Origin of the sequence: Xenorhabdus sp. TH1, from assembly GCF_037260955.1 — a bacterium.
Classification (GTDB): Bacteria; Pseudomonadota; Gammaproteobacteria; order Enterobacterales; family Enterobacteriaceae; genus Xenorhabdus; species Xenorhabdus griffiniae.
Genome location: NZ_CP147734.1, coordinates 58489 through 84967, shown reverse-complemented (window position 1 = coordinate 84967; position 26479 = coordinate 58489). Strand labels below are relative to the sequence as shown.

Below are 26479 nucleotides of genomic sequence, written 5' to 3'. Positions count from 1 at the left end.
TCTACTCATTGTTTATTGCCTGTTCCTCCCCAGAGCGATTTAGGATGTGCACCAAAACCTTGCTCTTGGAACAGGCAATTTGACCATGCTATTGGTTATATTAAATAATGCCTTGTGACAACATCGCATCCGCCACTTTGACAAAGCCAGCGATATTTGCGCCTTGTACGTAGTTAGTTTGTTTCTTTTCTCCACCATATTCTACGCAAGCCTGATGGATATCGAGCATGATGTGATGTAAGCGAATATCCACTTTCTCTGCTTTCCAACTCAGACGCGCTGCGTTCTGTGCCATCTCCAGACCCGAAGTTGCCACCCCACCCGCATTAGCTGCCTTGCCCGGTGCAAACAAAACACCTGCTTCAAGGAAAGCCGTAGTAGCCTCAATCGTCGCCGGCATATTGGCGCCTTCCGCAACAGCTTTCACACCATTTTTAATCAATGTCTTCGCCGCTTCCAAATCCAGTTCGTTCTGCGTCGCACAAGGCAGGGCAATATCCACAGGGATGGACCACGGATCCTGGCCTTTGAGGAAAGTCAGTCCACGCTCTTTGGCATACTCTTCCACACGGCCGTAGCGCTGGTTTTTAATCTCTTGAAGGTGAGCCAGTTTCTCCGCTGTAAAACCATCTTCATCCAATACCGTGCCGCCTGAATCCGATACAGTGACGACTTTCGCCCCCAACTCCATGCATTTTTCAATAGAATACTGGGCGACATTCCCCGCACCGGACACAGATACTCGCATGCCTTCAAGTTCCATACCATGGCGTTTAAGCATTTCATGGGTAAAATAGACCAGCCCATATCCGGTAGCTTCGGGGCGGATCAGGCTGCCACCAAAAGACAGGCCCTTACCCGTGAAAACGCACGCCGTATTGTTGGACAATTTTTTCATCATACCAGCCATAAAACCGACTTCACGGCTGCCTACACCAATATCTCCGGCAGGCACATCGGTATCTGGCCCCAGATGGCGGTAAAGTTCTGTCATCAATGCCTGACAGAATCGCATAATTTCGCCGTGGCTTTTCCCTTTGGGATCGAAATCAGAACCCCCTTTTCCGCCTCCCATCGGCAGCGTTGTCAACGCATTCTTCAATGTCTGCTCAAAACCTAAAAATTTCAGGATAGAAAGATTCACAGAAGGGTGAAAACGCATCCCACCTTTAAAGGGCCCAATGGCAGAACTGAACTGAACACGCCATGCGCGGTTAACCTGTACTTTCCCTTGATCATCCACCCAGCAGACGCGGAATTGGATAACTCTTTCCGGCTCCACCAGACGTTCCAATAACCCTTGCTCACAATATTGCGGGTTTTGTTGCAGAAAAGGCCAGAGAGAGGTCAACACTTCTCGTACTGCCTGTAGGTATTCTACTTGATGCTGATTACGGGATTGAACCGAATCGAGAAATGAAACTAAAGATAATGAAACATTCATTTGGGCTTCCTTTTTGTCATTCAGATGTGATGACCCCCTGCCATTTTCCATATTATTTTTTTGTTGAAAATGTGAGGTAATTACGGTTTGCTTTCTGAATATAGCACTGTTCTATGCTTAAATTTCAACAACTATTTTTTGTCTATTTTCTCAAAAATTACTTTGACAATTTCTAAACTAGTTTCATTATCTTTTCTAAGGATAAAAAAATCGCCTGCATAAGCAGGCGATTTTACGAAATAAAATATCAACCGAAGATTATTCTTCGTCACGTAAAGGTACGATCAACATATCAACATGAACGGTGTTAATAAGCTGGCGAGCTGAAGACATCAACTTACTCCAAAAATCCTGATGGTGACCACATACAACCAGATCCATATCGTATTGTTTAATCGCATCCACAAGGACTTGTCCTAAATCACCACTACCACTCAACGTTTCCTGAACAGGATAATCTGCACCAGCAGAAAGTTCTTTCAGGGAATTACGCGTTTCATCCGCGATGCGCTCCTGCATATCGCCAAGATTTACGTCAATCAAGCCGGTATAAAGATCAGAGTAGTTAACATCAACATGGATCAGGGAAACTTTGGCATTGTACGGTTTTGCCAATGATACGGCTTTTTCCACCAAAACCTGACTTTCTGGAGATAAATCAACCGCAACAAGAATATGTTTGTAAGCCATAAGAACTCCTTCCATAACGTCGTTTAAATGGATTGGCAACATTAAACGCCATGATTCGATGTTCATACTATAACCGCTCAATGTGTCTTTTGAGTGTTGTTGTGATCACAACTTATTGTTTTACTTTCAAACCAGCCACAATAGCGGATCATATGCCTTACGATGATACCTACTAAGCACTGTATTTTTAACTAAGATTTAATATAGTTATTATTCAAATCAAAATGTTTCCTATTGGTTTCTTCTTTTACTGGCAGCTATTGGCAATCTTTACTGCCACAATCAGGAGGGAGGAAGTATGTTCAATACCATTGCACTATTTTGGGCAGTTTGCCTTATCTGCATTATTAACATAATGCGCTATTTTTCTTCGCTCCGTGTACTTCTGTCCATTTTACGCGAGTCAGATCCCCTGCTGTATCAAGCCGTTGATGGAAATGGTTTTTTTAAAACTAATGGTCAATTCAATAAGCAGATGCGGCTCGTGCGTTACATCAATTCACAAAGTTATATCAATCATCACGACCCTGATGTCGTCCTGTTGTGCGAAAGGATGAGGAAACAATTTATATTGACAGAAATACTATGTGGCGTTGTCCTGCTATGCCTAATAGCGATGATGATCTGACGTAAATGTGAGAAATGGTGAATTCCCGATCTAGTTGCTGCATATCTTTATCCTGATTCAGAAGTTTATGTTTTAGATGCAGATGATCAACTTTTATCGAGCATAATGTTATGCGCACAAAAATATGACTTAACTAACATAAAAACAATTCAATATAATGCATTTGATGAATTGCCTGTTCGTCTTCATAAACATGCTTAGACAGATCTTTTTGTTCTACAATTGCATTTAAAATGGCTGAAGCGCAGCAATTCAGCGAAGACAGTTTCCATAAAATTCAACAAGAATTTTATAATGTCTCCTCCAAATATTTCTTTGATTGGTCTTAAAAAGCGCAATGAAGATGGTATGTTTAGTCAAGAGTTTCTACACTATTGGTGGCATGGTTTTTTGTGGACATCAAAGATCATGGAAAAAAAGGAATAAATGTGCGATGTGTGCAGGGCATAAAAACACCGCTGTATCGGAGTATAATTCGTGAATAAAAGTAATACGGTCACTGTTCGTATTTCAGCAAAAGCCATCATTATTCGCAAAGATAAGATTTTACTTGTAAGATATAAATCGGATTCAGATGAATGGTATACCCTTCCAGGAGGGGGACAAAGATTTGGAGAAACACTGACTCAAACATTAATTAGGGAATGTCTTGAAGAGACGACATACAAGATTAAACCAGCACGGTTGGTATTTGTTAGAGAATATATAGGAAGCAATCATGAATTCGCTGAATTTGATAAAGACGTTCATCAAGTTGAATTGATGTTTCTTGCTTCGATTACCGATAAGAATCCTGATATTCGTAACCTAAGTCACAATGCGGATAGGGATCAAATAGGTGCTCAATGGATCAGTCTGGGGGATGTGATAAACCTGCCAATATTTCCTTTAGCTCTGCGCCCCTTTATTGTAGAAAATAGTTTTTCCCGTGGTTCTCCTATTTATTTGGGGGATGTGAACTAAGGTTGAACGATGAAAATTTGTATAATAGGTCCATCTGGAGCAGGAAAGTCAACGATATTGAAGAAATTAGCAGATGAATTTAATGTTCCTGTATATGAATTTGACGAAATCTATTGGGATTTAAGTGGGACTCATTTCGTAAAAAATTCGGAAGAATTTATGGATATGCACATTAACAAAATTATTAATAAAATTGATTGGGTTGTCGAAGGTGCATACGATAAACGCATGTATCAGCTCCTTACGGAATGCTCACTAATTCTAAAAATAGAAGTTCCATATTGGTTGAGAGTTATTCGATTGTTCAAAAGATTCTTAGTTTCAAAAATGATGGGAAAACAACCAAGAGAAACACTATGGAATACTTTACACCTTATTCTATTTTCGTACAAATATGATAAGAGGCTTGATAAGTTTCTTTATAAAAATACAATTTTTTCCAGTAAAATTGTTATAGCCAGCAATGTGTTATCGTGTATTAATGCAATACGAAAAATGAACACTCGTTAAGGTTATCAAAAATATGCATATCGTTTTATTTTATATTCCATTAATCATTTTATGGTTGAAAACGATTATAAATATAATTGGTTTAATTCAACTTAAACTGAGTGACTTTCATCATAGATATATTTATAATAAGGTTAAAACGAGTGAAAAACCGAAAAAAATAACTCTAGACTGTTTATTATAACTCCGGCACTGAATGAGCAAGACCATAAAGGCATGGGTATCTACACATCAATGAGGGAACCAAGAACAACTATTGCTATCCTGATCAGTTCTTCCAGAGTATATATTCCGATATCAGCGTCAAAGTATTCAGCAACATAGTCAGCCCCGCCAGCAAGAGGGTGTCGTAAAAGGGGGGAGGTCATTTTTGCAACGCGTTAAGTTGAGAGCCTCTCCCATTTTTCAGTGCCTGTTATTTGAACCAATAACAGGCTGAAAATCATCCATAATATCAGAGCCACTGCTCTTGATAAGTTATAGGCCATCGCATGCAGGGTAAATTCCAGCTTTACCGCTGATAATCCTCTACGCCGAAAGCGCTCCAGTCCCTGAATTCCCCGCAAAGCTGAAAATACCGGTTCTACTCTGCTCTTTCGTTGACTCAATATCCGTTTTGACTCAGGGTTAGCCATATGCAAACGCAGTTCATCCCGCTTTTCATCTTCCCGATAGCGTTTTATTTTTCTTCCACCTTTGGCCCGTGTACATTGGGTTTTTTGCCGGCATTGGGTGCAATTGGCACTGCCATAGACCCGATAGCCGCGCACTTTTTCTGACGCGGCCACGGTGCTTTTCAACGATAATGAATGATGGGCAGGGCAGAGATAAGTGTCTTTCTCAGCCTCATAGATAAATAACGATTTGGGGGAGATTGTTCGGGGGCTCTGCCGGGTTGAATTTTCAGAGCAAAACAGCGAGATCTGATATTTTTGTGCCTCAGCCATCACCGCGTCATGGAAATAACCGGCATCCAACAACAATTTGTCCGGATGATATCCCGATAAATTGAAATTCTGCACCAATAAATCCGCCATTACCCGTGTCTCACTGGATGGATCTACGGTTTGGGCGACGATAATACGTCCTGTGTTGACTAAAACAGACGGTTTATAGGCTGTTGAAAATCCCTTTCCCCGCTTGAGTTTCTGGACGACAGCGTCTGGCTCTGTGGGATTAATACGTAACTGGCTACCATCTTTCCCCTTTTTTTCCCGGTTTTCTTGCCGGCGTCGTAATACTTCTGTGCCCTGTTCCAATTGCTGAAGACGTTTCTCTGTCTGCCCCGTGGCAGGCGCTGCACTGAGGGGCTTTTTTTCGCGGGAAATGGCTGCCTGAGTCAAAAGATGATAATGAGAACACATGGCCTCAATCACTGTCCCGTCACCAGCCAGACACGAAATACCGGATTGACTGCGGCGCAAAACAGATAAGGCCAGCTCTTTAAAAAACATCCCCGTCAGGACAGTTTGATGCTGATAAATGAAACGTCCAAGACTGGCATGATCAGGGGTAATTCCCTGACTGACCCAAATACAGCCCAAATCTAAACGCGCCAAGCGTTCAAGTGCTCTGAGCGAACGCTGTCCTTTCATGATCCCATAAAGCAGGATCCCCATCATGGAGCGGGGAGAATAAGGAGCCCTGCCTGTTGAAGCATAATGACGTTCGAAAGGTCCCCAGTCTTGTTCATCCAGGCTCTCCGCGACAATAAGTGCACTGCGTTCTCCCATTTGCTTGAGATAATCCCCAAGGGAAAGAGAGCCATCCAATACAGGTAAATGCTGCGCTTTGACAAATTGACGTTGGGTGTGAACAGACGATTCCAGTTTTCGGGTGAATAAGGTCATAAAAGATCGGCGCCTAAAGGAAGAGCGCCGATCTTAATGGATAACATGGGCTTTTACGACACCCTCGTTAGGGCGCGGCTGGTAAGAAAGCCTTATAGGAGCATATGAAAACCCCCCGGCTATGCCGGGGGATACTTATTCTAAGATGTGATTAGATCAATTTCTAAGATGTGATTAGATCAATTTCAGAGCGATCCAATACAGTAAGCCCGACAATGCAATGGAAATCGGCAACGTCAAAACCCACGCCAACATGATGTTCTTGATGGTCTTGCTCTGCACACCACCACCATCAACCAACATCGTCCCCGCTACCGCAGAAGAGAGCACTTGTGTCGTGGATACTGGCATACCCGTATAGCTGGCAACACCAATAGAAACCGCAGCAGTCACCTGTGCAGAAACACCTTGGGCGTAAGTCATGCCTTTTTTGCCAATCTTCTCACCGATAGTCACAGCAACTCGTTTCCAGCCCACCATTGTGCCTAAAGACAGGGCAAGAGCCACGGCAACAATGATCCATAATGGCGCATATTCCACCGTACTGAGCAAATCTTTACGCAGCTTATTCAGGAAACGAGCATCTTCAAGGCTGGTTTCTGGCAGCTTAGCCACAACGTTGGTTGTATCAGCAGCGCACATCAACATACGGCGCATACTGTTACGTTGATCGGGCGTTAATTCGTTGAAATTTTGAATACTCGCCAACATGCTTTCAGCCTTGTTCAGCACCACTAATGCGCGTGAACTATCGCAATGGAACGTCATATCTAGCTGATCTTCAACAGGAGAAATAGCTGGATTTAGCTCAATCGCATGAGTTAACGCTGGCGCATGTTGCCCATAATACTGTTGTAAGTGAACAACGGCATCACGAGTACGGGCAATATCATAACTGGTTGAACTCATATTGACGACAAACCCCGCAGGCGCGACACCAATCAGAACCAGCATAATCAAACCGATACCTTTCTGACCATCATTCGCTCCGTGGGAGAAACTCACACCAACAGCAGAGAGGATCAGGGCAGTACGTGTCCAGAATGGGGGTTTACGTTTGCCATCCTGTTTTTCACGCTCAACAGGCGTCATATGGATACGACGACGTTTTTTTGTACCACTCCAGTAGTGACGCAGTAAAAACACCATCGCGCCGGCAATGATCAAGCCAACAAGAGGAGACAGGATCAAGGACATGAAAATCTGTATCATCTTCGGAATATTCAACGCATCAACCACTGAAGAATTGGTCACTATCGCATTAGTCAGGCCGATGCCGATAATAGAACCAATCAACGTATGGGAACTGGATGCAGGAATGCCGAAATACCACGTACCTAAATTCCAGATGATCGCCGCCAGCAGCATGGAAAAGACCATAGCTAAACCGTGGGCTGAGCTGACATTTAGTAAAAGATCCGTCGGTAGTAGATGCACAATCGCATAAGCGACACTTAACCCACCAAGGAGAACACCCAAAAAGTTAAAAACCCCTGCCATCACAACAGCAAGCTGTGAACGCATTGCCCGGGTATAAATAACAGTTGCTACTGCGTTTGCGGTATCATGAAACCCATTGATGGCTTCATAGAAAAGCACAAACAACAGAGCAAGTACTAACATAAGGCCGGTATAAAATTCCAGGCCAGTAAACAGATGTAGCATAAACGTTAAGCCAGTTAGTAGGACATGAACGCGCGCATTATCAGTGACAAACGTTAACGGGAAAAGAGAAATATGACCTTTTTTTGATTTAATCATGGTCAAATAGCATAAAAATCCTTGCATTTATTAACTATATCAAAGAGTTATTTAATTTTAATATTTTGATATTTTTTTAATGAAAAATAACTTTTTACCGCAGAAAGTTAGACCAAATGCCTATTTTTCTCCGTAGTTCGTGAACAGAGCCCTCACAATGCAGTGAATTCCCACAATAAACTCGGCTAAAAGAGACAAATGAATGGAAAAATTTGATGTAGTTATTATTGGTGCTGGCGCTGCCGGCTTATTTTGTGCTGCACAAGCTGGGCTTGCCGGATTAAACGTTCTGGTACTGGATAATGGCAAAAAAGCCGGCCGCAAGATTTTGATGTCCGGTGGAGGACGTTGCAATTTCACCAACATGTATACCGAACCGACGGCATACCTTTCCGCCAATCCCCATTTTTGTAAGTCAGCACTTGCTCGCTATACCCAGTGGGATTTTATTGATCTTGTACAGCGTTACGGTATCCCTTACCACGAAAAAACCTTGGGACAGCTTTTCTGCGACGACTCAGCCCAACAAATCATAGACTTGCTTTTGCAAGAGTGTGAAATAGGTCAGGTAACGATCCAATTGCGCAGTGAAGTGACTCATGTCGAGAAGAAAGAGCTGGGGTTTGTCATTACGGCGGCTGGAAAAAAGGTAAGCGCACACTCACTTGTTGTGGCATCCGGTGGTTTATCCATGCCTGGCCTGGGAGCTTCTCCTTTGGGTTACCGTATCGCGGAACAATTTGGACTCAATATCTTGCCTACACGTGCGGCATTAGTTCCCTTTACCTTACATAAACCCCTGCTGGAACAACTGCAAACCCTTTCCGGTGTCTCGGTTCCTTCTGTTGTAACCGCAAAAGATGGCACTGTATTCAAGGAAAATATTCTATTCACCCATCGTGGTCTTTCTGGCCCAGCTATTTTGCAGATTTCCAGCTATTGGCAGCCTGGTGAGTATGTGAGTATTAACTTACTTCCTGACACCGATTTCGGGCGTTTTCTGGATAAAGAACGAGAATCTCATCCCAATCAGAGTTTGAAAAACGCACTGGCTAAATTGCTGCCCAAACGTCTGGTGGAATGTTTACAGTCTCTTGGACAATTGCCAGAACTGTCCCTGAAACAACTTAATTCCACACAACAAAAAGCGCTAATCACCACCCTGCAATGCTGGCAGGTGCAACCTAATGGTACGGAAGGTTATCGTACAGCGGAAGTAACTCTTGGCGGCGTGGATACGCACGAGTTGTCATCAAAAACGATGGAAGCTCACAAGGTGAAGGGACTGTACTTTATTGGTGAAGTGGTCGATGTAACCGGTTGGCTTGGTGGGTATAACTTCCAGTGGGCTTGGAGTTCGGCGTGGGCTTGTGCACAGGCTTTGATATTCCCTAAAAATTGAGAATATTGGACAGAACAACACCCTAAATACTCATACATCAGTTTGATATTCAGGGTGAAGTTTTGGGATAGCTATTGGATCAAATTAGAAATGATAACCAACGCCAACTGTCCACGTTCCTGCTTTAGCCTGGTTTAAATCAGAATATTCGTAGGAAACATCAACAGCTAAACTTGCTGTCGGGTTAAATTGTAACCCTGTACCGTAGGCAACCGCTGTTTTCTTTTTACTTACACTTGGTTGTGCAAACATACGAGCTTTATCTTCAACATTAGCTGCACCAATCAAAGCATAGGCGCTGACATATTCATTGAAACGATATGTTGGGCCAGCCATCAATGATCGATAAGTAATGTCCTCGCTACCAACATCTAACCCATTGGAATAATGGTAGTATTTTATTTTTAGCTTGGTTTGTGTGACTGAGCTGATAAAGCCCCAGTTATCATTAATTTCATAACGGTATTTCAGGTTGAGGCCTCTTGGAGCTTTATCCAAATCCTTCAGGTTTAGTTCTTCTCCCTCAATCTGCATCTTCATATCGCTTTGGGCATAGCCTAATGAAAGGGTATGTTTGCCACTTGCATGCGCTGTAAATGAAGAAATAGATAACCCCGCAATGATAGCTGAAGTCAATAGCGCTTTTTTCATTATAAGTATCTCTTTATTGTATAAATCGCGCAGCAATATACATAAATCACAAAAAAACACAACGTAAAATATAACCCAATAAAAATAATTTATATAAAATAATCACAATTAATTATTATTATTTACACCGCATGTTATGGTGATACTTTTATTTCTTAAATTCTCACTAAAATAGGTATTTTCCCTACCCCCATTCACACACCAAAATAAACTCAATCCGTCATATATAAAAATAAATAATAAAATTGGTATATTAAATAATGATTACATTAAAGACAAAATATTAGATAAACAGTTTGATTATTATCGTTTGGTTTGAAATAATGCGCTCCGCAAACGCAGGACTGACATGAACTGTAAGACGGTAAAAAACATCTAATATTACCCGTTATATCGCTATTTTCAAAAATGACCACTGTCAGATCCAACATATCATCCTCCAACAACGCCCAAATAATTAAATTGAAACAGATACCATCATTCATTATATAAAATAATGAATTTAGTCTATCAAAAATAATTACACCCAACCTAATAATCAAATATTAATTAAGGTATTTTAATTAATAATTCTTTATAGCTGTTACTGAAGAATGAGTACTGATATGCAAAACTTACCTCACGTCAAAGCACTGTGTGCTATCACACATCCTTACCGTGCTTGTGCCGAATATGATGCATTATTTAATAACGCCATGTGCGAATTGACACTTTATCACTGCGAACATACTCCGGGTTACGCGCAGTGGCTGGCAGATCATGGCTTGGATAAACAGGCGCTAATGACCCTGAATGATTGGTCAAATCTGCCTTTGCTATTTGCCAATTATTTCAAACGTAACCTAATACTTAGCGATAGTGCACACGATGCGCTGGAACTGACGTCCTCTGGAACCACCGGACAAAAAAGCCGTATGCGCTATGATGCTGCCAGTATTGCGGCTGCCCAACATATGGTGGACTGTATTTTTGACTATTATGGCTGGAATACCCCTGATCAATCCTGTAACTACCTGCTGCTTAGCTATGAACCTGCTGGTGCCGTTACTCTGGGTACAGCCTATACCGATCAATTCCTGTGTAAATATGCGCCGGTAAATCGAGCTTATTATGCTTTGCGCCATAACGGACAAGGTAATGAATTCGATCCCTTCGGTACTATTACAGCACTCCAGCAATTTTCCCAAGAAGGATTGCCAGTGCGGATTTTCGGTTTTCCTGCCTTTTTGTGGTTCACCCTGCAAAGAATGGAACAAATGGGACTGCCAACACTAAAATTACATCCTGAATCGCTGGTTTTCCTCGGCGGAGGCTGGAAAACACATGCCGATAAGTCCATTCCTAAAAAAGAACTGTATCAACGAATAACCGAGCAATTAGGTATCCCTGATATTCGCTGTCGTGATGGTTATGGCTCCGTTGAACATCCAGTTCCTTATGTTGAATGTTCTCACCATCATTTCCACGTTCCAGTTTACGCCCGTGCCTATGTGCGCCATACCACTAACTTAACCTGCCAGCCTTACGGGAAACCGGGGTTTCTGCATCTTACCTCACCTTATATCACTTCCTGCCCAGCCCACAGCATCGTTACAAGTGACCTGGCTGTACTGCATTCCGGTGAAAGCTGTGGTTGTGAACTTGAAACAGATTGGTTTGAACTGCTTGGCCGCGCTGGCACTAGCAAAAGCCGTAGTTGTGCGATTGCCGCTTCAGAATTGATTAAGAGATCTTGATATGTCTTCCGTAAAAACCATGAATAATCCGATTTTTTCAGAGCAACTGGCAGAGCAAGAAATCGCGAAGTTGCGTGAGCGTTTACCTGATTTGCTGGCACATTCCCATACTTCTGAGCAGGTACTTGATTGCGCGCAACGCTTTGCCGAATATCTTTCCAATTTAGGCGAACATCCATTGTTTAATACCCAAATTAGGGAAGCGCTTATCGCTTTTTGCCAACGTGAAGCTCTGGAAACCAAGCTGGAGCGGGAGCTTGGGCAAAACGCTTTTTCACTGCGTCGATTCGATTACAACCAGAACCGATATGAAACCTGGAAGCCATTAGGCGTGGTCGTCCACATTACGCCTTCCAATGCTGAACTTCTGCCTTTTATGGCCGTGATAGAGAGCTTGCTGGTGGGGAATATTAACTGGTTACGCCCAAGCAGTAACGACAACGGATTTAGTGCACAGCTACTGGCAGAATTTTTAGCCCACGATATTTCAGGTGATTTAGCTACTCGAATAGCCGTCTTACCATTGCCCGTGACGCAATTGTCCGAGCTGTTCAGTCAGTCTGATGCCGTTTCTGCCTGGGGCAGCGATTCTTCCCTAGCATCCATTCGTGCTCAACTTCCCGCAGGTTGCCGCTGGATAGATTGGGGGCATCGTATCAGTATTGCCTGGTTAAGCCCTGACGCTGCCGATGATACCCAATTGGATGCATTGGCGGATGATATCTGTCGTTATGACCAACAAGCCTGTTCCAGCCCGCAATGTTTGCTGGTCGATAGCGATGATCCTGAAGTTTTACAACATATCGGACAACGCATGGCGGCCGCCTTGCAACGCCGTGCCGGATTGCATCCAGCCCTGAAACCGGATATTCAGGAGGCTGCTGAAATTACGACGCAAACGGCTTTCCAACAACTCGATTTTGCGTTTACGCAGGTTCGCGGTGAAATATGGCAAGCCGACGGCTGGCGAGTGATATGGCGACACGAAAAAGAATTAGCGGCGTCTCCTTTGTTCCGCACATTGCAGATACGCCCTGCGCCACGTCAACATTTGTGTTCTATTTTGCTGCCCTGGCGTAACTATCTACAAAGCTGTGCTTTGATTACCCGTCAAGAGCATATCACCGAAATGAGTCATACCCTGTTTGCTGCGGGCGTTAGTCGAATCACACCGGCGGGACAGATGCATGATGGTTATAGTGGTGAGCCACACGATGGCGTCTACGCATTATCGCGCCTTACCAAACGCGTATCTGTCAGCCTTGCGTCTGATTTAATGGCAGGTTGCGCCCATCTTGATGTACCGCCATCGTGTCCACACGGATTAGAAAACCGGCCTGTCATGAATAAGGCAGATTTTCAGGCATTGGTTCCTAACGATAAGGCTCGCCTGTTTTTCCGCAGTGGTGGCAGCAGTGGTACGCCTAAGTTGGCTGCTTATAGCTACCATGATTACCACCGGCAGATGCAAGCCGCAGCCGATGGCGTATTTGCCTCAGGGCTTGAACCTGCAACCGATCGCGTCATGAACCTACTGTATGGCGGGAAGTTGTACGGTGGCATGATGAGCTTCTTCACCATTTTGGATAAATTGGGCGTGACACAATATCCAATGGGTGGCCCTACTGATAATGATTTTAGTGAAATCGCTGATTTTATCGTACATCAACGCATTAATACGCTGGTGGGTATGCCAAGCACGATACATCGGTTATTTCTAAATGAAGAAACCAAACTACGCCAATATGGTGGTATTCGTAAGCTATTACTGGGGGGCGAACACCTCAATATAAATCAACGAAACTTCCTGACCAGCTTTGGCGTTACCCTGATACGTTCAACAATTTACGGTTCAGTCGATGCTGGGCCAATGGGTCATGCGTGCGCAGCCAGCGAGGACGGTGTTTTCCATTTAATGGCTGATACTCAATGGCTAGAAATTCTCAATATAGAGAATGATCAACCCGTAGCAGAAGGTGAAACAGGTCGTCTGGTATTCACTTCCCGCCACCGTGAAGCACAACCCGTCCAACGCTATGATTTAGGGGATCTCGGCTGCTGGATTAATCAACCCTGTTCTTGTGGACTGACTTCACCACGTTTCCGACTTAAAGAACGCCATGGTTCCCTGTTACGTGTAGGCAGTATTTTTTTCAATCTTGCTGATTTGTCTGAACAATTGGCATTACCCGTGCAATGGATAATCGACCATAACCGTGATGGTGTCGATAACATTCAGCTATGGGTTGATCATGTCGATCCCCACACTGTGCGCCAAAATTTATTGAAAGATCCCAAAATCGCCGAAATTGTTGCAGGAAACCTGCTGAATTTAGACGTCATTTCCACTTCAAGTGCAAAATTTCACCGCAATGAACATAGTGGGAAAACACCATTATTCATCGACTTGCGTAAATATTAATTGAGTAAAATTAAGATGATGACCAAAACGACATTGACTGATTTGCTCCATCATGCGCGCGAGCATTCTGCTTATTACCGAGAACGCTATCAGTCCATTCCCGATAATTGGGTTTTGGAAGATTTACCTCTTGTAGAGCCTAACCATTATTGGGAACATTCAAACGACTTACCAACTTGGCCTGTGCTGACTGCACCGCTGGAAGGCGGTCATGTGTTTAAAACAGGTGGCTCAACCAGCGATGGGAGGTTATCAGTTTTCAGTCAGCAGGAATGGAAAGCATTTATTCATTCCTTTGGCCAAGGAATTGCCCGCCAATTAAAAGCCGGAGATCGGGTGGCTAACCTGTTTTTTGCTGGCGATCTTTATACCAGCTTTATATTCATCCACGGCGCATTATCGAATGCACCCATCCCGATATTGGAATTTCCTTTCACCTGTAAGGTTGAAGATGAATTGCTGATTAACAATATTCGTCTTCACAACATTAATGTACTGGCAGGTGTTCCCGTGCAGTTAATCCGCCTAGCTCACTATTTGAAAGAGATGGGACAAACATTACCGATGGTGGAAACCATTCTCTATGGTGGAGAAAGTTTGTTTGATTCACAGGTCGCGATCATACGACAAGTTTTTCCTCACGCTCGTTTAGGTTCAATCGGTTGTGCCAGTGTCGATGCAGGTTTGATTGGTTTTGCTGATCCTGACTGCAAACAGGGCGAGCATCGCGTATTTTCTGACGAAACGATTATCGAAATCGTCGATGAAATCACTCACCAACCCATTATTGAGTCAGGGAAACGTGGCTTATTAGTCGTCACTAACCTGCAACGACAACTTATGCCTGTGATCCGCTATCCTACTGGTGATATGGCTTGCTGGTGCGAGCCAGAACAGCCAGGCCGTAAATTTGCCCTGCAAGGACGTGCTAATCAAGGCTATCGTATACGATTTGGCATCCTATCGTTATTCCCTGACGACTTAGCGACACAGTTATCACAACAAACCGAGCTTTTAGCCTGGCAATTGGAACTAAGCCAGAAAGCGGGGCAAGATCAAATTCGGTTGTTGGTAGCAAGCCTGCAAACTGTAGATATCGACAGAATACGCCATCGGGTTATGGCCGCATTCCCGGGCTTAAAAGAGGCTTGCATCCACCAAAATATGCTGGAGATCGTGCAAACCAATGTTGATAGCATGTATACGCACCCACGATCAGGAAAGTTGCAGCGAGTTGTGGATCTACGTCGTTATAACTAAGGTTGAAATCGATGACTATCTTACCATCCACTATTCAAATCCGCAGCTATCAGCCAGGAGATGATAAAAAGATCAGCCAATTATTCCGTGAGGTTTACGGCGATTCGTATGTCTATCCTGACATTTATCTACCAAGGCTCATCAATGACTACCAGTCCACAGGGCAATGGTACTCTGCCTTAGCATTCCATCAAGGTTTACTTATTGGTCATGCTTCTCTGGTTAAAGATATGGTACAGAAAAATCAGGCAGAACTGGCTCTAATTGCGGTGTATCCTGCTTTTCAAGGTCACGGTGTGGCTAAGTCTCTGGGCAGTTATTTATGCCACTATGCGAAAGAGCAAGGCTATAATTTATTGACGATAAAACAGGTATGTTCACATCCTAAAAGCCAGTACATCGCCCAAAATTTGGGTTTCTACTCTACGGCACTGATGCTGGATTATGTTGATTCGCCATTTGGACTGCCAGAACCCGAAAGTATTATTCAAGGTATTTTACCGCTTAAATCATTGCCATTACCTAGACTAAACTGGCCCCAGCCCTGGCAAGGCTGGGTCGCCCAGGTCAGTCAATATGTTGGTGAATCATCCCTAAATTCACCACCAGTGTGCCAGCGCTCCATGATCTCCGAGCCATTTAGCATTGAAAAATCTGGCCGACGTTTGGAAATCACACTATACGAGGTTCATGCTGACTTTCTATCTGAGGTCATCGATCTTCCCTCTGGCCAGTTAATCTATTTGAAACTGCCAGCGTGTGAAGAAGCTCTGGAATTGTGCTCATTGCTGAAAAAAGGCGGATTTCGATTCGCCGGGCTTTGCCCGGACACGCATGATGGATGGTTTTTGCTGTGGCTACGGGGCTACCAAGTAACGCCCTATCAATTTCATGATAGGGGTACTCAACATCTCTATCAGATGGAATTGGGGGGTTAATTAACCACATAATTGACATGGCAAAAAGCGTATCTTAAGCAATACCTCAGCTTTGATTAAAAAAACGCTTTACAAATGATATTGAGAACGATTATCATTCTTAGCACTTTCAGTGCACCACCTTCAGGGTCCATGTGAAAGTACGACATTGCTCACATTGCTTCCAGTGTTTACTTTTATAGGCCAACTTTATGTTGGCTTTTTTTTCGTCTTATCATTGCCTTACTGTTATTCAAATTTTTTGAAAATTAAGATTAAATCTTCCATCTTTTCTATTTAATACCTTCAACTAGACTACAAAAAAAACTTTGAAGGGTTTTGCAATGATCTACTTACGCCAAGCTTCAGAACGGGGCCATGCCAATCACGGCTGGCTGGACAGTTGGCACACTTTTTCATTCGCCAACTATTATGATGCAAATTTCATGGGATTTTCTGCTCTCAGGGTCATTAACGAAGATGTGATTGACGCTGGTCAGGGATTCGGTATGCATCCTCACAAGGATATGGAAATATTGACCTATGTACTGTCTGGAACGGTGGAGCATCAAGACAGTATGGGTAACAAAGGGCAAGTGTCTGCGGGAGAGTTCCAGATTATGAGTGCAGGAACAGGCATCCGTCACTCAGAATATAACCCACAGCATGATAGCCAACTGCATCTTTACCAGATCTGGATCATGCCAGAAAAAACGGGACTCACTCCCCGTTATGAGCAACACCGTTTTGATACAACCGAAGGTCGCCAATTAATTCTCTCTCCTGATGCCCGTTCGGAGTCCCTAAAAGTTTTTCAGGATATGACATTATGGCGTTGGACATTAAAAAACGGCGAAGATGGTGAATATAACATGGAAAAAACACGAAACATCTGGATCCAGATCGTTCGGGGTGAAGTGATAATCAATGGAGTGCGGGCTACCACCAGCGATGGTGTCGCTATTTGGGATGAATCCCATCTTCAGCTAACTGCAAATCAAGAAAGTGAGATACTGCTGTTTGACTTACCACCCAACTGATGTTGAGTCTCGAAAAAGAACTCTACTCAACCGAATAGAGTTCTTTCATCGAAAACTTAAAATTACATTACAGTTTAGGACCTGCTTTCACCAATGCAGCACCCGCAGCGGTATCCGTATATTTATCGAAGTTATCAATAAAGCGCTGGGCCAGATCTGTTGCCTTCACATCCCATTCGGATTTATCGGCATAGGTATTGCGTGGATCTAAAATGTGGGTATCTACGCCCAGCAAGGTCGTTGGTACGGCCAAATCAAAAATCGGCAGTTGAATGGTATCCGCATCTTCAATATCACCACTGAGAATCGCATCAATAATCGCGCGGGTATCTTTGATGGAAATACGCTTACCCGTGCCATTCCAGCCAGTATTAACCAGATAGGCTTTCGCGCCCGATGACTGCATACGTTTAACCAGAACTTCCGCATATTGCGTCGGATGCAGTGACAGGAATGCCGCGCCAAAGCAAGCAGAGAAAGTAGGTGTAGGCTCTGTCACACCGCGCTCAGTGCCCGCCAATTTTGCCGTGAAGCCAGACAGGAAATGATATTGGGTTTGTTCTGGAGTCAAGCGGGAAACCGGAGGCAGTACACCGAAAGCATCTGCGGTCAGGAAAATAACCTTGGTTGCGTGCCCTGCTTTTGAGATCGGTTTAACGATATTTTCAATATGGTAAATCGGGTAAGAAACACGGGTATTTTCTGTTTTGGAACCATCGTTGAAATCAACCGTACCATCCGCCAGTACAGTGACGTTTTCCAACAGGGCATCACGGCGAATGGCGTGATAGATATCCGGCTCAGCCTCTTTGGACAAATTGATAGTTTTCGCGTAGCAGCCACCTTCAAAGTTAAACACGCCGTCATCATCCCAGCCATGTTCATCATCACCGATTAACTTACGTTTTGGATCAGTGGAAAGCGTGGTTTTCCCTGTCCCAGAAAGACCAAAGAAAATAGCAACATCCCCCGCTTCACCCACGTTGGCAGAACAGTGCATAGAGGCAATACCTTTTAGTGGTAACAGGTAGTTCATCATTGAGAACATCCCTTTTTTCATTTCACCACCGTACCAAGTACCACCGATTAACTGCATACGCTCTGTCAGGTTAAAGGCAACAAAGTTTTCAGAATTCAGCCCCTGTTCTTTCCATTGTGGGTTGGTGCATTTAGCGCCGTTCATCACAATAAAATCAGGTGTAAAGCCAACTAATTCTTCGTCTGACGGGCGGATAAACATATTTTTTACAAAATGTGCCTGCCACGCCACTTCAGTGATAAAACGCACTTTCAGACGCGTATCCGCATTGGCTCCGCAAAAAGCATCAACCACAAACAAACGTTTGCCTGAAAGCTGCTGAGTAACCAAACCTTTTAGATGAGACCAGGTTTCCTGACTGAGCGGTTTATTATCGTTCTTTCCTTTGCCCTGATCAGCCCACCATACGGTGTCGCGGGTCACTTCATCACGGACAATATATTTATCTTTTGGAGAACGTCCCGTGAAAATACCTGTATCTACCGCGACAGCACCGAGGTTAGTCAATGTACCACGCTCATACCCTTGTAGCGTGGGTTGAGTCTCTTCAGAGAATAACAGTTCATAACTTGGGTTATAAACAATTTCACTAACACCATGAATACCATAAACCGCAAGTTCCTGCTCAGTAATGCCTGTAACGCTCATTTGTTGCTCCTGGTCGGTTATACTTTATCTCTGTGGGGGATAATAAATAATTATGACTAATTAACAGCGATTATTATCAAAAAATTGAAATCACATTACTTTTTTTAAGTTTATATGAGACACAGGACACGGAATGGCAAAGTCATTCGTAATAGAAAGGGCGTAATATAACGCCCTATGGAACCTAGTTAGTGCAACCGCGCTGTTTTTGCAGCTTTTATTTCGTTGATATCTTTCTCGTCGAAAACATAATGCATACCACAGAATTCACATTGCATGTCAATTTTGCCATCGTTATGCAAAATTTCCTGTAGATCGGCTTCCGATAATGTCACCAGGGTATCAGCACAGCGTTGCTGGGAGCAGGTGCAATGAAATGCAACTTGCTGAGGTTCATATAGCGTGACATCTTCTTCATGATAAAGGCGATGCAAAATCTCTTTCGCATCCAGCGTAAACAACTCTTCACCCTTAATGGTTGCAGTTAGTTGCACCAAATGGTCAAGCATCTCTTCGCTGCCTTCCTGTGCCCCAGGCAAGATCTGCAATAACATGCCACCTGCGGCTATTTTTCCGTCTTGAACACCAGTACGAATAAACAGGCGAGTTGGTAACTGCTCTGACTGCTTGAAATACGCATCCAGACACTCTGCTAACGTATTGCCTTCCAGCGCCACAACGCCCTGATAACGTTCGCCTTCTGTTGGAGTCACTGTGATCACCATATAACCATTGCCGATCATATCGTGCAGGCTACTTGCGGCATTCACTTCACCATCGATGCGCGCCGTGCCACGCATCTGTTGCAGATTGTTACCATTAATTACCGCCAGTTTGACCGGCCCATCCCCCTGGATCTGTACCGTGATATCCCCATTGAATTTCAAGGTAGCGGTTAACAGGCTGGTTGCGACCAACAATTCACCCAATAGCTGCTGTACCGGTTGGGGAAAATGATGATTCTCCAGCATCCGTTGGTAAGTTTCACTAACGGAAACAAGTTCTCCCCTGACAGAATGGCTTTCAAATAAAAAGCGGTGTAATTGGTCATGCTTGGTCATAAATCTCTCTCATTTCACTGAGACGGTTGTCCCCTTCGTCTTTCAAATTGCCCGTTTTTATTGGATACAACTTAAAATCGATTAAGTATTTTCCGACTCATTTAATTTTGCGTTCTTGAATTTTATTAGTGTACGCCGTTCTTTTTTATCTGGACGACGATCAGGATGCGGCATCGTAAGCGCATTCATTTTACGAGCTAATGCCATTTTTTCCCGATTGATAATGCTCTCCGCCGTTTCCTGATAAAGCTGTTGGGCTTCAGTAGCACTCCGCCTGTGACTACATAATGCCAAGACGATCACCGTTTTTTCATCATTTCCCTGACGCAGTTTAATCTCTGCATTCAATTCAACCAGCTTACTCGGCTTACTCCGTTGCCCATTATAATGGACTTTTCCCCCTTCTATCATTTCACGTGCGAGGGGACGGGTTTTATAAAAACGGGCAGCCCACAGCCATTTATCAAGGCGAACAACCTGATCAGTGTCTGAATTCTGCATGGATATTTCTCCCATTAAAACAGTTATCGTAGTATTGGGTAATATGTTGGATACGCCGTCGGTTCTTCTGCTTTTTCTTGATAATCAATATGACGTTGACGATCAACGTTACCAGCAAGATCGCTAACAGCAAACAACTTCCCAAATAACGAATAATCGACGTAGAATCCGGTTCACGATGCAACATGATATGGCGCGTCCCATTGGGATCTTCTGACAATTTTGTCACAATCCCCTCGGTTTCAAATGGTGTCTTCATCAACAGTTCTAAAAGCCCCTGTAATTCCCGCCACCGATCTAAAGCTGAATGTTCGTATATGTATTGTGTCCGCATCGGGTATTCAACTAAAGTTTTTCCTTCATCGCTTAGTAATAAAACCCCTCCCGGAGAAGGGCTGTTTATAAGAATGACCATTCTATCGATCTCGCGATAGATAAATGATGCCGTAGTAGAATCAACCAGTTTTTCCAATGCATCAGCACTGATAGAACGCAACAACACCTTAGTTCCATCCAGCTTGCCATTTTCCGTGTCTTTCAACAATTCATCCCAATTTCTGGCATTTCCCAAATTGACTAAGGCATTTTTCAAACGGTCACAATCAGTATCGTTTTGGCACAATTTTTGTGTTTTCAAAATGATCTGGGAAAAATTGTTGAGCAAAGTCATACCTGATTTAGCAATAGCTACATTCAGACTGGAATTAATTTTACGCTCCACTGGGTGTAACTGTTCACCCACCGCTGTAATCAGTGCTGAAGCACTTTCGACAATTTCAGACTCCAGCATAGGTAATGGAATTTCACTATTCCAATAGATACCCACACAATCAAATGGTGCGAATATTGTAATATTGGCTTTGGGCATGATATTGGGGGGAACATAGCACATTCCAACACCTTTGACCTTTAATACATCCCCTTCCTTCAACGGCATATTTTGTAGCTCATGAAAGCTGGTAATAACCTTGGTATTACTGCCATGTAACCAGGCAAAACTCAGCCGCATGGATAAGTTCACCGGCTGGTAAAAGTAAAGCAACAGTATGGCAAATACAGAGAAAACCACCAACATCACATTCTTTCTACTACGTTGATAAGGATAGTGCTTCTCTTCTTCATGCAAAGAGAGATAACGCCCCTGCCGTACAACATGGCAGTTGGTGTAAATGTCAATATCGGTATTCTGATCAAGATCATGGGAAATATAAGGTTCCCAATGGGCAGGATAAACAAGATCAATGCCGCCCAAAGAGATATTATTTCTTTGATCCGGTTCAAATTCACTAAATATTCCCCATCGCTTCGGAATGCCGTTGAAACAATGGATATCGACTAATTTCCGACTAGAGGGCAATCGGAAATGAGACCAGAAACTCCCCAAAATAAACAGGAACGCCACTAATATTAACCACGGCAACATTGGTATAGGCACAAAAAGAGCAACAAACCACAGCGATAAACCAACACACATCAGGATACTCTCCTGAATACCTGTTGTTTTCCGCAGTCGGTATTCTTCCAATGTCTCCTTGCGGATATACAGTAAGTTAGCACTTGAATTGCCATTTTTTTGAATGGAAGCATGTCCGGTTTTTGCCGTTACTCTCGAGATGGACAGCTCTTGTTGATAATCTTTCAGAAAGTGGCCATTAATCGCGATGACAAGCGGCATGGATGCAGTTTGGACAATTTCAATCGTATTTTGCTGCGTGATAAATGGCTCAAACAATACTGGTAAATGTATTTCCGTTTCACCAAGATAATAGCGCCAATGATGCACTCCATTCGTTGCGGCAGAAAAACGGGTAATAGGGTGAGTAATGGTATAAACATCATCCTTTTTCACAGGGAGTACCGGACAATTAGCTCTGTGCCTACCATTTGTTTCCATCAGAAGACGGGCATTTTGCAAGTAAGATTCGATGGCTTGATATTCGTCGGTATTCAGTTTACGGCAAGCGGCTTTAGTCATTGACTGTAGATAACGCGCGTTACCAAGCTGCCTCCATCTGAAAATCAGAAAGGAAGCCATTATAATCAGACTAATAATAAAAATAGCCAATATAATGACCAATGAGCTCATTTTTTCTCCATGCTCATAATAGCAGTACAGAGATCAGTAGAATAACAATCTCGTAAAACACCCAGAATCGGGCTATTCCTATTCTTGTCTTCTATTTTTTAATTTTATTTACAAAAGGTTATATAATTTTTCTCATACCTTTCCATAAACTAAAGTCTTTTTACAAGGATAAGTAAGATAGCAACAAAAATACATTCAAGCGATAATCGCTGTTATTTACTAGCATAATCAGCCATATTAAAGCAAAACTTGGATGCGTAATTATTTCATCACAATACTTAATAAATACAGTAATATTTAAGTTAATTAACGCATTATTGTTTTCAACATGACAACCACCAGGGGCAAGCATGATTGATCTAAAAAAACCTAAGATACTGAATATAAATGACGTTGCCCGCTCACGCCTATTCAATATTCAATCTGTTGATCTTGAATTCAGTAATGGTGTAAAACGCGTTTATGAACGAATGAAACCAGCAAATCGTGAAGCAGTTCTAATTATTCCGGTTATCGGTGATGAATTAATTCTGATTCACGAATATGCCGTTGGCATCGAACAATATGAATTAGGTTTTCCAAAAGGTGCCATTGATGCTGGCGAGAATATTTTTGAAGCCGCCAATCGTGAATTGAAGGAAGAAATTGGTTTCGGTGCAGGAAAACTGGAACTGTTGACGAAATTGACGATGGCACCGTCCTACTTTTCCAGCAAAATGAATATCATGATTGCGCACGATCTCTATCCAGAATGTCTGAAAGGTGATGAACCTGAACCACTGGTGCAGAAACGCTGGCCAATCTCTGACATGATGTCACTACTAGAACACCCCGATTTCAACGAAGCCAGAAATGTGAGCGCCCTATTTTTTGCTCAACGCTACCTGCAAACAAAAAAATAATGGGAAACATTAATTAATGTATTCTTTAAAAACGAGTATAAAATTGATCTCTCTATACCAATTTTATACTCATTTTAAGTGAAATACGGAGATAAAGAATAAACACCTAAATAGAGTAAGGTTTAATTTGATATATGTAATAAATTTAATGATATTTATGAAAAATAACTCAGCTTATTAAAAATAATAAATAAACAAATTAACTACACCTGTAAAATTAATTCGCATCATAATCATATCTTCCCCAGTAAATAACAAAAGGCCTTGCCAGTTCCCTAGCAAGGCCTTTTTATCTTTCATTGCCGTTATTTTGGCTACAGGAAGATCAATCAGAATAATTCACGGCTTTCACCATTTTCAGTGACAGTCGTTCCAACATCTGGTACAGCATATTCCGTCGGCTGAGTGCCATCAATGAAATATTCTTTACGGGTATTGCTACCACCGTTAGCTAACTTGCCTGTTGCCCGATCAATCGTGACAGAAACAATACCAGCAGGGGGTTCCATGACTTTCTCAGGAACACCTGCCAATGCTGCTTTCATAAAATCATCCCAGATTGGCTGAGCCGTTTTCGCACCACCTTCACCCTTTAATGCCGGAGTGCGCCCCAAACTTCGGCTATGTTCATCAAAGCCAATCCAGGCTGTTGCTACCCTATCTGGGCCATAACCGGAGAACCACGCATCTTTTGAGCTGTTGGTCGTCCCGGTCTTGCCACCAATATCACGACGCTTTAAATCACGGGCAGCACGCCAGCCCGTGCCCATCCAACCTGGCTCACCAAAGATATTGGTATTTAAGGCATCATGAATAAGGAACGCCAACGGTGTACTGATAACGTGGGGGGCATACTGTTGATCATCCACATGAACATTTCCCGATACGCTTTCTAACTCCGGTTGTGGTGGTAAAGCTGGATTTTGCGGCATATCAGAATGCGCCACGTTCTCAATGGAATCTTCAGATAATTCGATGGAACGTGCTGTTTCACCATAAATCACTGGAATATTTTCACATTGTGGACAAGCAAGTTTAGGTTTCGCTTCAAACAACACTTTCCCTTCATCATCTTCAATTTTGCTGATGAAGTAAGGATCAACCAAGTAACCACCATTTGCCATCACGGCATAACCGCGCACTAACTGTAGCGGGGTAAATGAAGGAGAACCCAGAGCCAAAGATTCTGTGCGTACAACGTTTTCACCCGGTAAACCAAAGCGCTTTAAGTAATCAGCAGCATAATCAACTCCCATCGCACGCATGGCTCGAACCATTACTACGTTTTTGGATTGCCCTAACCCCTGACGCAAGCGAATTGGACCATCGTAAGTCGGTGGTGAGTTTTTCGGACGCCAATCCGTTCCAGCTCCCGCATCCCAACGGCTGATTGGTGCATCATTCAGTAATGAAGCCAATGTCAGCCCCTTATCCATTGCAGCGGTATACAGGAATGGCTTGATATTGGAACCGACCTGACGCAATGATTGTGTCACACGGTTAAATTTACTCAATTCAAAATCAAATCCACCGACCAACGCTTCTATCGCACCATTCATCGGATTGATGGAGACCAGCGCCGCATTAACATCAGGAAGTTGAGCCAACCACCAGGTATCATTAACTTTTCTGATCCAAATTTGTTCGCCTGCCCGAATGACCTCATTGACACTACGTGGTACAGCGCCTTGTAAGCTGTCGGTTTTAAATGGACGTGCCCAGCGCACACCTGCCATTGTCAACTCAACTTTGCTACCATCCACCAGCATCACTTGTGCCTGGTTAGTACTGGATTGTGTCACAATGGCCGGTACCAGAGGACCATATTTAGGCAAGGTTTTCAGCTTATCGATAACTTGTGTTTGGCTCCATGCTGGCTGATTGGCTTTCCACAACACTTCCTGGGGACCGCGGTAACCGTGACGGACATCATAGTCAATCACATTGGAACGAACCGCGTTCACAGCCGCTAACTGGGTTTTGCGTGTGATAGTGGTATAGACCTTATAACCATCTGTATAGGCATTTTCACCATAACGATTGATCATTTCCTGACGAGCCATTTCTGTCAGATAAGGCGCAGAAAAAACGATTTGTGGCGCGTGATAACGGGCAACCAATTTTTCTTCTCTGGCTTCATCGTACTGGCGCCGAGTGATATATCCCTCTTCCAGCATCCTGCCCAATACTACATTGCGGCGGCTGATCGCACGATCATAAGAATAAAGTGGGTTAAACGTTGAAGGCGCCTTCGGCAAACCAGCAATCATCGCCATCTCACCTAATGTCAACTCGTTGACGTTCTTGCCAAAATAGACATGAGCCGCAGCACCAACACCATAAGCACGATAGCCGAGATAGATCTTGTTGAGATACAACTCCAGGATTTCATCCTTAGTCAATAATCGTTCGATCTTAATCGCCAGAAATGCTTCTTTCGCTTTACGTATCAATGTCTTTTCTCGGCTAAGAAAAAAGTTTCGCGCTAGCTGCTGAGTGATAGTACTCGCCCCTTGGGAAGCATGACCTGAAGTCATTACCACAGAAACAGCACGGATAACCCCAATAGGATCAACCCCGTGGTGTTCATAAAAACGGCTATCTTCCGTGGCAATAAAGGCTTTCTCCATTAGGGGAGGGATTTCTGACAAGGTAAGGGGTAAACGGCGTTTTTCGCCATATTGGGCTATTAATTCGCCATCAGCACTGAACACCTGCATCGGTGTTTGTAATCGGACATCCTTTAGTGTCGCAACATCGGGAAGCTGTGGCTCGATATATTTGTACAAACCAAAAATCGAGGCAACTCCCAATAAAATGCAAACAACAATAAGGATCAAAAAATACTTTATGAACTTCACCTGAAATTTCTCACGCCATGTTAATCGGGCAGTTTATAAACGATCAGTACGTAGTATAAAAGGCTTAGTATAAAGGGATTAGTATAAGGGCTGTACAACACTATATG

The 26479-nt window shown here is 43.3% G+C and carries 21 protein-coding genes; 10 read left to right on the top strand and 11 right to left on the bottom strand.

Going from position 1 to position 26479, the window contains the following annotated elements; all coding sequences use genetic code 11:
• Nucleotides 1-100: 100 nt before the first annotated feature.
• Complete coding sequence (gdhA, locus tag WDV74_RS00360) at nucleotides 101-1444, bottom strand: NADP-specific glutamate dehydrogenase (RefSeq protein ID WP_338883975.1); 1344 nt, start codon at nucleotides 1442-1444, stop codon at nucleotides 101-103.
• Nucleotides 1445-1702: 258 nt separating this feature from the next.
• Nucleotides 1703-2134 (bottom strand): universal stress protein UspA, encoded by a 432-nt coding sequence (uspA, locus tag WDV74_RS00355; protein WP_338883974.1) that lies wholly within the window; start codon nucleotides 2132-2134, stop codon nucleotides 1703-1705.
• A gap of 298 nt (nucleotides 2135-2432) precedes the next feature.
• On the opposite strand from uspA, the gene uspB reads away from it, so the two are divergent.
• From uspB to WDV74_RS00340, 3 genes are all read left to right on the top strand, one after another.
• Nucleotides 2433-2762: a universal stress protein UspB gene (gene uspB, locus WDV74_RS00350; protein ID WP_338883973.1), complete on the top strand. Its 330-nt coding sequence runs from the start codon at nucleotides 2433-2435 to the stop codon at nucleotides 2760-2762.
• 477 nt (nucleotides 2763-3239) lie between these two features.
• Nucleotides 3240-3725: an NUDIX domain-containing protein gene (locus tag WDV74_RS00345; protein WP_338883972.1), complete on the top strand. Its 486-nt coding sequence runs from the start codon at nucleotides 3240-3242 to the stop codon at nucleotides 3723-3725.
• Between the two features lie 9 nt (nucleotides 3726-3734).
• Nucleotides 3735-4235 carry an AAA family ATPase gene (locus WDV74_RS00340; RefSeq protein ID WP_338883971.1) on the top strand — a complete coding sequence of 167 codons (501 nt, stop codon included), beginning with the start codon at nucleotides 3735-3737 and terminating at the stop codon, nucleotides 4233-4235.
• 224 nt (nucleotides 4236-4459) lie between these two features.
• Here WDV74_RS00340 and WDV74_RS00335 read toward each other — a convergent pair whose 3' ends face one another.
• The 3 genes from WDV74_RS00335 to pitA all read right to left on the bottom strand — a co-directional run bounded on the left by WDV74_RS00335 (nucleotide 4460) and on the right by pitA (nucleotide 7750).
• Nucleotides 4460-4603 carry a hypothetical protein gene (locus WDV74_RS00335; RefSeq protein ID WP_338883969.1) on the bottom strand — a complete coding sequence of 48 codons (144 nt, stop codon included), beginning with the start codon at nucleotides 4601-4603 and terminating at the stop codon, nucleotides 4460-4462.
• Between the two features lie 12 nt (nucleotides 4604-4615).
• A complete protein-coding gene (locus tag WDV74_RS00330) occupies nucleotides 4616-6085 on the bottom strand; it encodes a transposase (RefSeq protein WP_338883968.1) in 1470 nt (489 codons plus the stop codon).
• A gap of 174 nt (nucleotides 6086-6259) precedes the next feature.
• Nucleotides 6260-7750 (bottom strand): inorganic phosphate transporter PitA, encoded by a 1491-nt coding sequence (gene pitA, locus WDV74_RS00325; RefSeq protein WP_338885497.1) that lies wholly within the window; start codon nucleotides 7748-7750, stop codon nucleotides 6260-6262.
• Between the two features lie 298 nt (nucleotides 7751-8048).
• Between pitA and WDV74_RS00320 the strand changes: the two genes are divergently transcribed.
• Nucleotides 8049-9248 (top strand): NAD(P)/FAD-dependent oxidoreductase, encoded by a 1200-nt coding sequence (locus WDV74_RS00320; RefSeq protein ID WP_338883967.1) that lies wholly within the window; start codon nucleotides 8049-8051, stop codon nucleotides 9246-9248.
• A gap of 84 nt (nucleotides 9249-9332) precedes the next feature.
• Here WDV74_RS00320 and WDV74_RS00315 read toward each other — a convergent pair whose 3' ends face one another.
• Nucleotides 9333-9899 (bottom strand): Ail/Lom family outer membrane beta-barrel protein, encoded by a 567-nt coding sequence (locus tag WDV74_RS00315; RefSeq protein ID WP_338883966.1) that lies wholly within the window; start codon nucleotides 9897-9899, stop codon nucleotides 9333-9335.
• Between the two features lie 605 nt (nucleotides 9900-10504).
• Between WDV74_RS00315 and WDV74_RS00310 the strand changes: the two genes are divergently transcribed.
• From WDV74_RS00310 to WDV74_RS00290, 5 genes are all read left to right on the top strand, one after another.
• Nucleotides 10505-11635, top strand: a complete 1131-nt coding sequence (locus WDV74_RS00310; RefSeq protein WP_338883965.1) for an acyl-protein synthase — start codon at nucleotides 10505-10507, stop codon at nucleotides 11633-11635.
• 1 nt (nucleotide 11636) lies between these two features.
• On the top strand, nucleotides 11637-14057 hold the full coding sequence (locus WDV74_RS00305) for an acyl-CoA reductase (RefSeq protein ID WP_338883963.1): 2421 nt from the start codon (nucleotides 11637-11639) through the stop codon (nucleotides 14055-14057).
• 15 nt (nucleotides 14058-14072) lie between these two features.
• Nucleotides 14073-15317 carry a phenylacetate--CoA ligase family protein gene (locus WDV74_RS00300; protein WP_338883961.1) on the top strand — a complete coding sequence of 415 codons (1245 nt, stop codon included), beginning with the start codon at nucleotides 14073-14075 and terminating at the stop codon, nucleotides 15315-15317.
• A gap of 11 nt (nucleotides 15318-15328) precedes the next feature.
• Entirely contained in the window at nucleotides 15329-16255 is a 927-nt protein-coding gene (locus tag WDV74_RS00295) for a GNAT family N-acetyltransferase (protein ID WP_338883960.1), read from the top strand.
• A 323-nt stretch (nucleotides 16256-16578) separates the two neighbouring features.
• Entirely contained in the window at nucleotides 16579-17274 is a 696-nt protein-coding gene (locus tag WDV74_RS00290) for a pirin family protein (protein WP_338883959.1), read from the top strand.
• A gap of 67 nt (nucleotides 17275-17341) precedes the next feature.
• Here WDV74_RS00290 and pckA read toward each other — a convergent pair whose 3' ends face one another.
• The 4 genes from pckA to WDV74_RS00270 form a co-directional block, all read right to left on the bottom strand.
• Complete coding sequence (gene pckA / locus WDV74_RS00285; RefSeq protein ID WP_338883958.1) at nucleotides 17342-18961, bottom strand: phosphoenolpyruvate carboxykinase (ATP); 1620 nt, start codon at nucleotides 18959-18961, stop codon at nucleotides 17342-17344.
• Nucleotides 18962-19149: 188 nt separating this feature from the next.
• Complete coding sequence (hslO, locus tag WDV74_RS00280; protein ID WP_338883957.1) at nucleotides 19150-20022, bottom strand: Hsp33 family molecular chaperone HslO; 873 nt, start codon at nucleotides 20020-20022, stop codon at nucleotides 19150-19152.
• Between the two features lie 81 nt (nucleotides 20023-20103).
• Complete coding sequence (hslR, locus tag WDV74_RS00275; protein WP_338883955.1) at nucleotides 20104-20523, bottom strand: ribosome-associated heat shock protein Hsp15; 420 nt, start codon at nucleotides 20521-20523, stop codon at nucleotides 20104-20106.
• Nucleotides 20504-22609 carry an IgaA/UmoB family intracellular growth attenuator gene (locus WDV74_RS00270; protein WP_338883954.1) on the bottom strand — a complete coding sequence of 702 codons (2106 nt, stop codon included), beginning with the start codon at nucleotides 22607-22609 and terminating at the stop codon, nucleotides 20504-20506. Before WDV74_RS00270 ends, hslR begins: the two co-directional genes overlap by 20 nt.
• 350 nt (nucleotides 22610-22959) lie before the next feature.
• Here WDV74_RS00270 and nudE point away from each other — a divergent pair, with 350 nt between their 5' ends.
• Nucleotides 22960-23511 (top strand): ADP compounds hydrolase NudE, encoded by a 552-nt coding sequence (gene nudE / locus WDV74_RS00265; protein WP_338883953.1) that lies wholly within the window; start codon nucleotides 22960-22962, stop codon nucleotides 23509-23511.
• Nucleotides 23512-23840: 329 nt separating this feature from the next.
• Here nudE and mrcA read toward each other — a convergent pair whose 3' ends face one another.
• Nucleotides 23841-26372 (bottom strand): peptidoglycan glycosyltransferase/peptidoglycan DD-transpeptidase MrcA, encoded by a 2532-nt coding sequence (mrcA, locus tag WDV74_RS00260; RefSeq protein WP_338883951.1) that lies wholly within the window; start codon nucleotides 26370-26372, stop codon nucleotides 23841-23843.
• Between the last annotated feature and the right edge of the window lie 107 nt (nucleotides 26373-26479).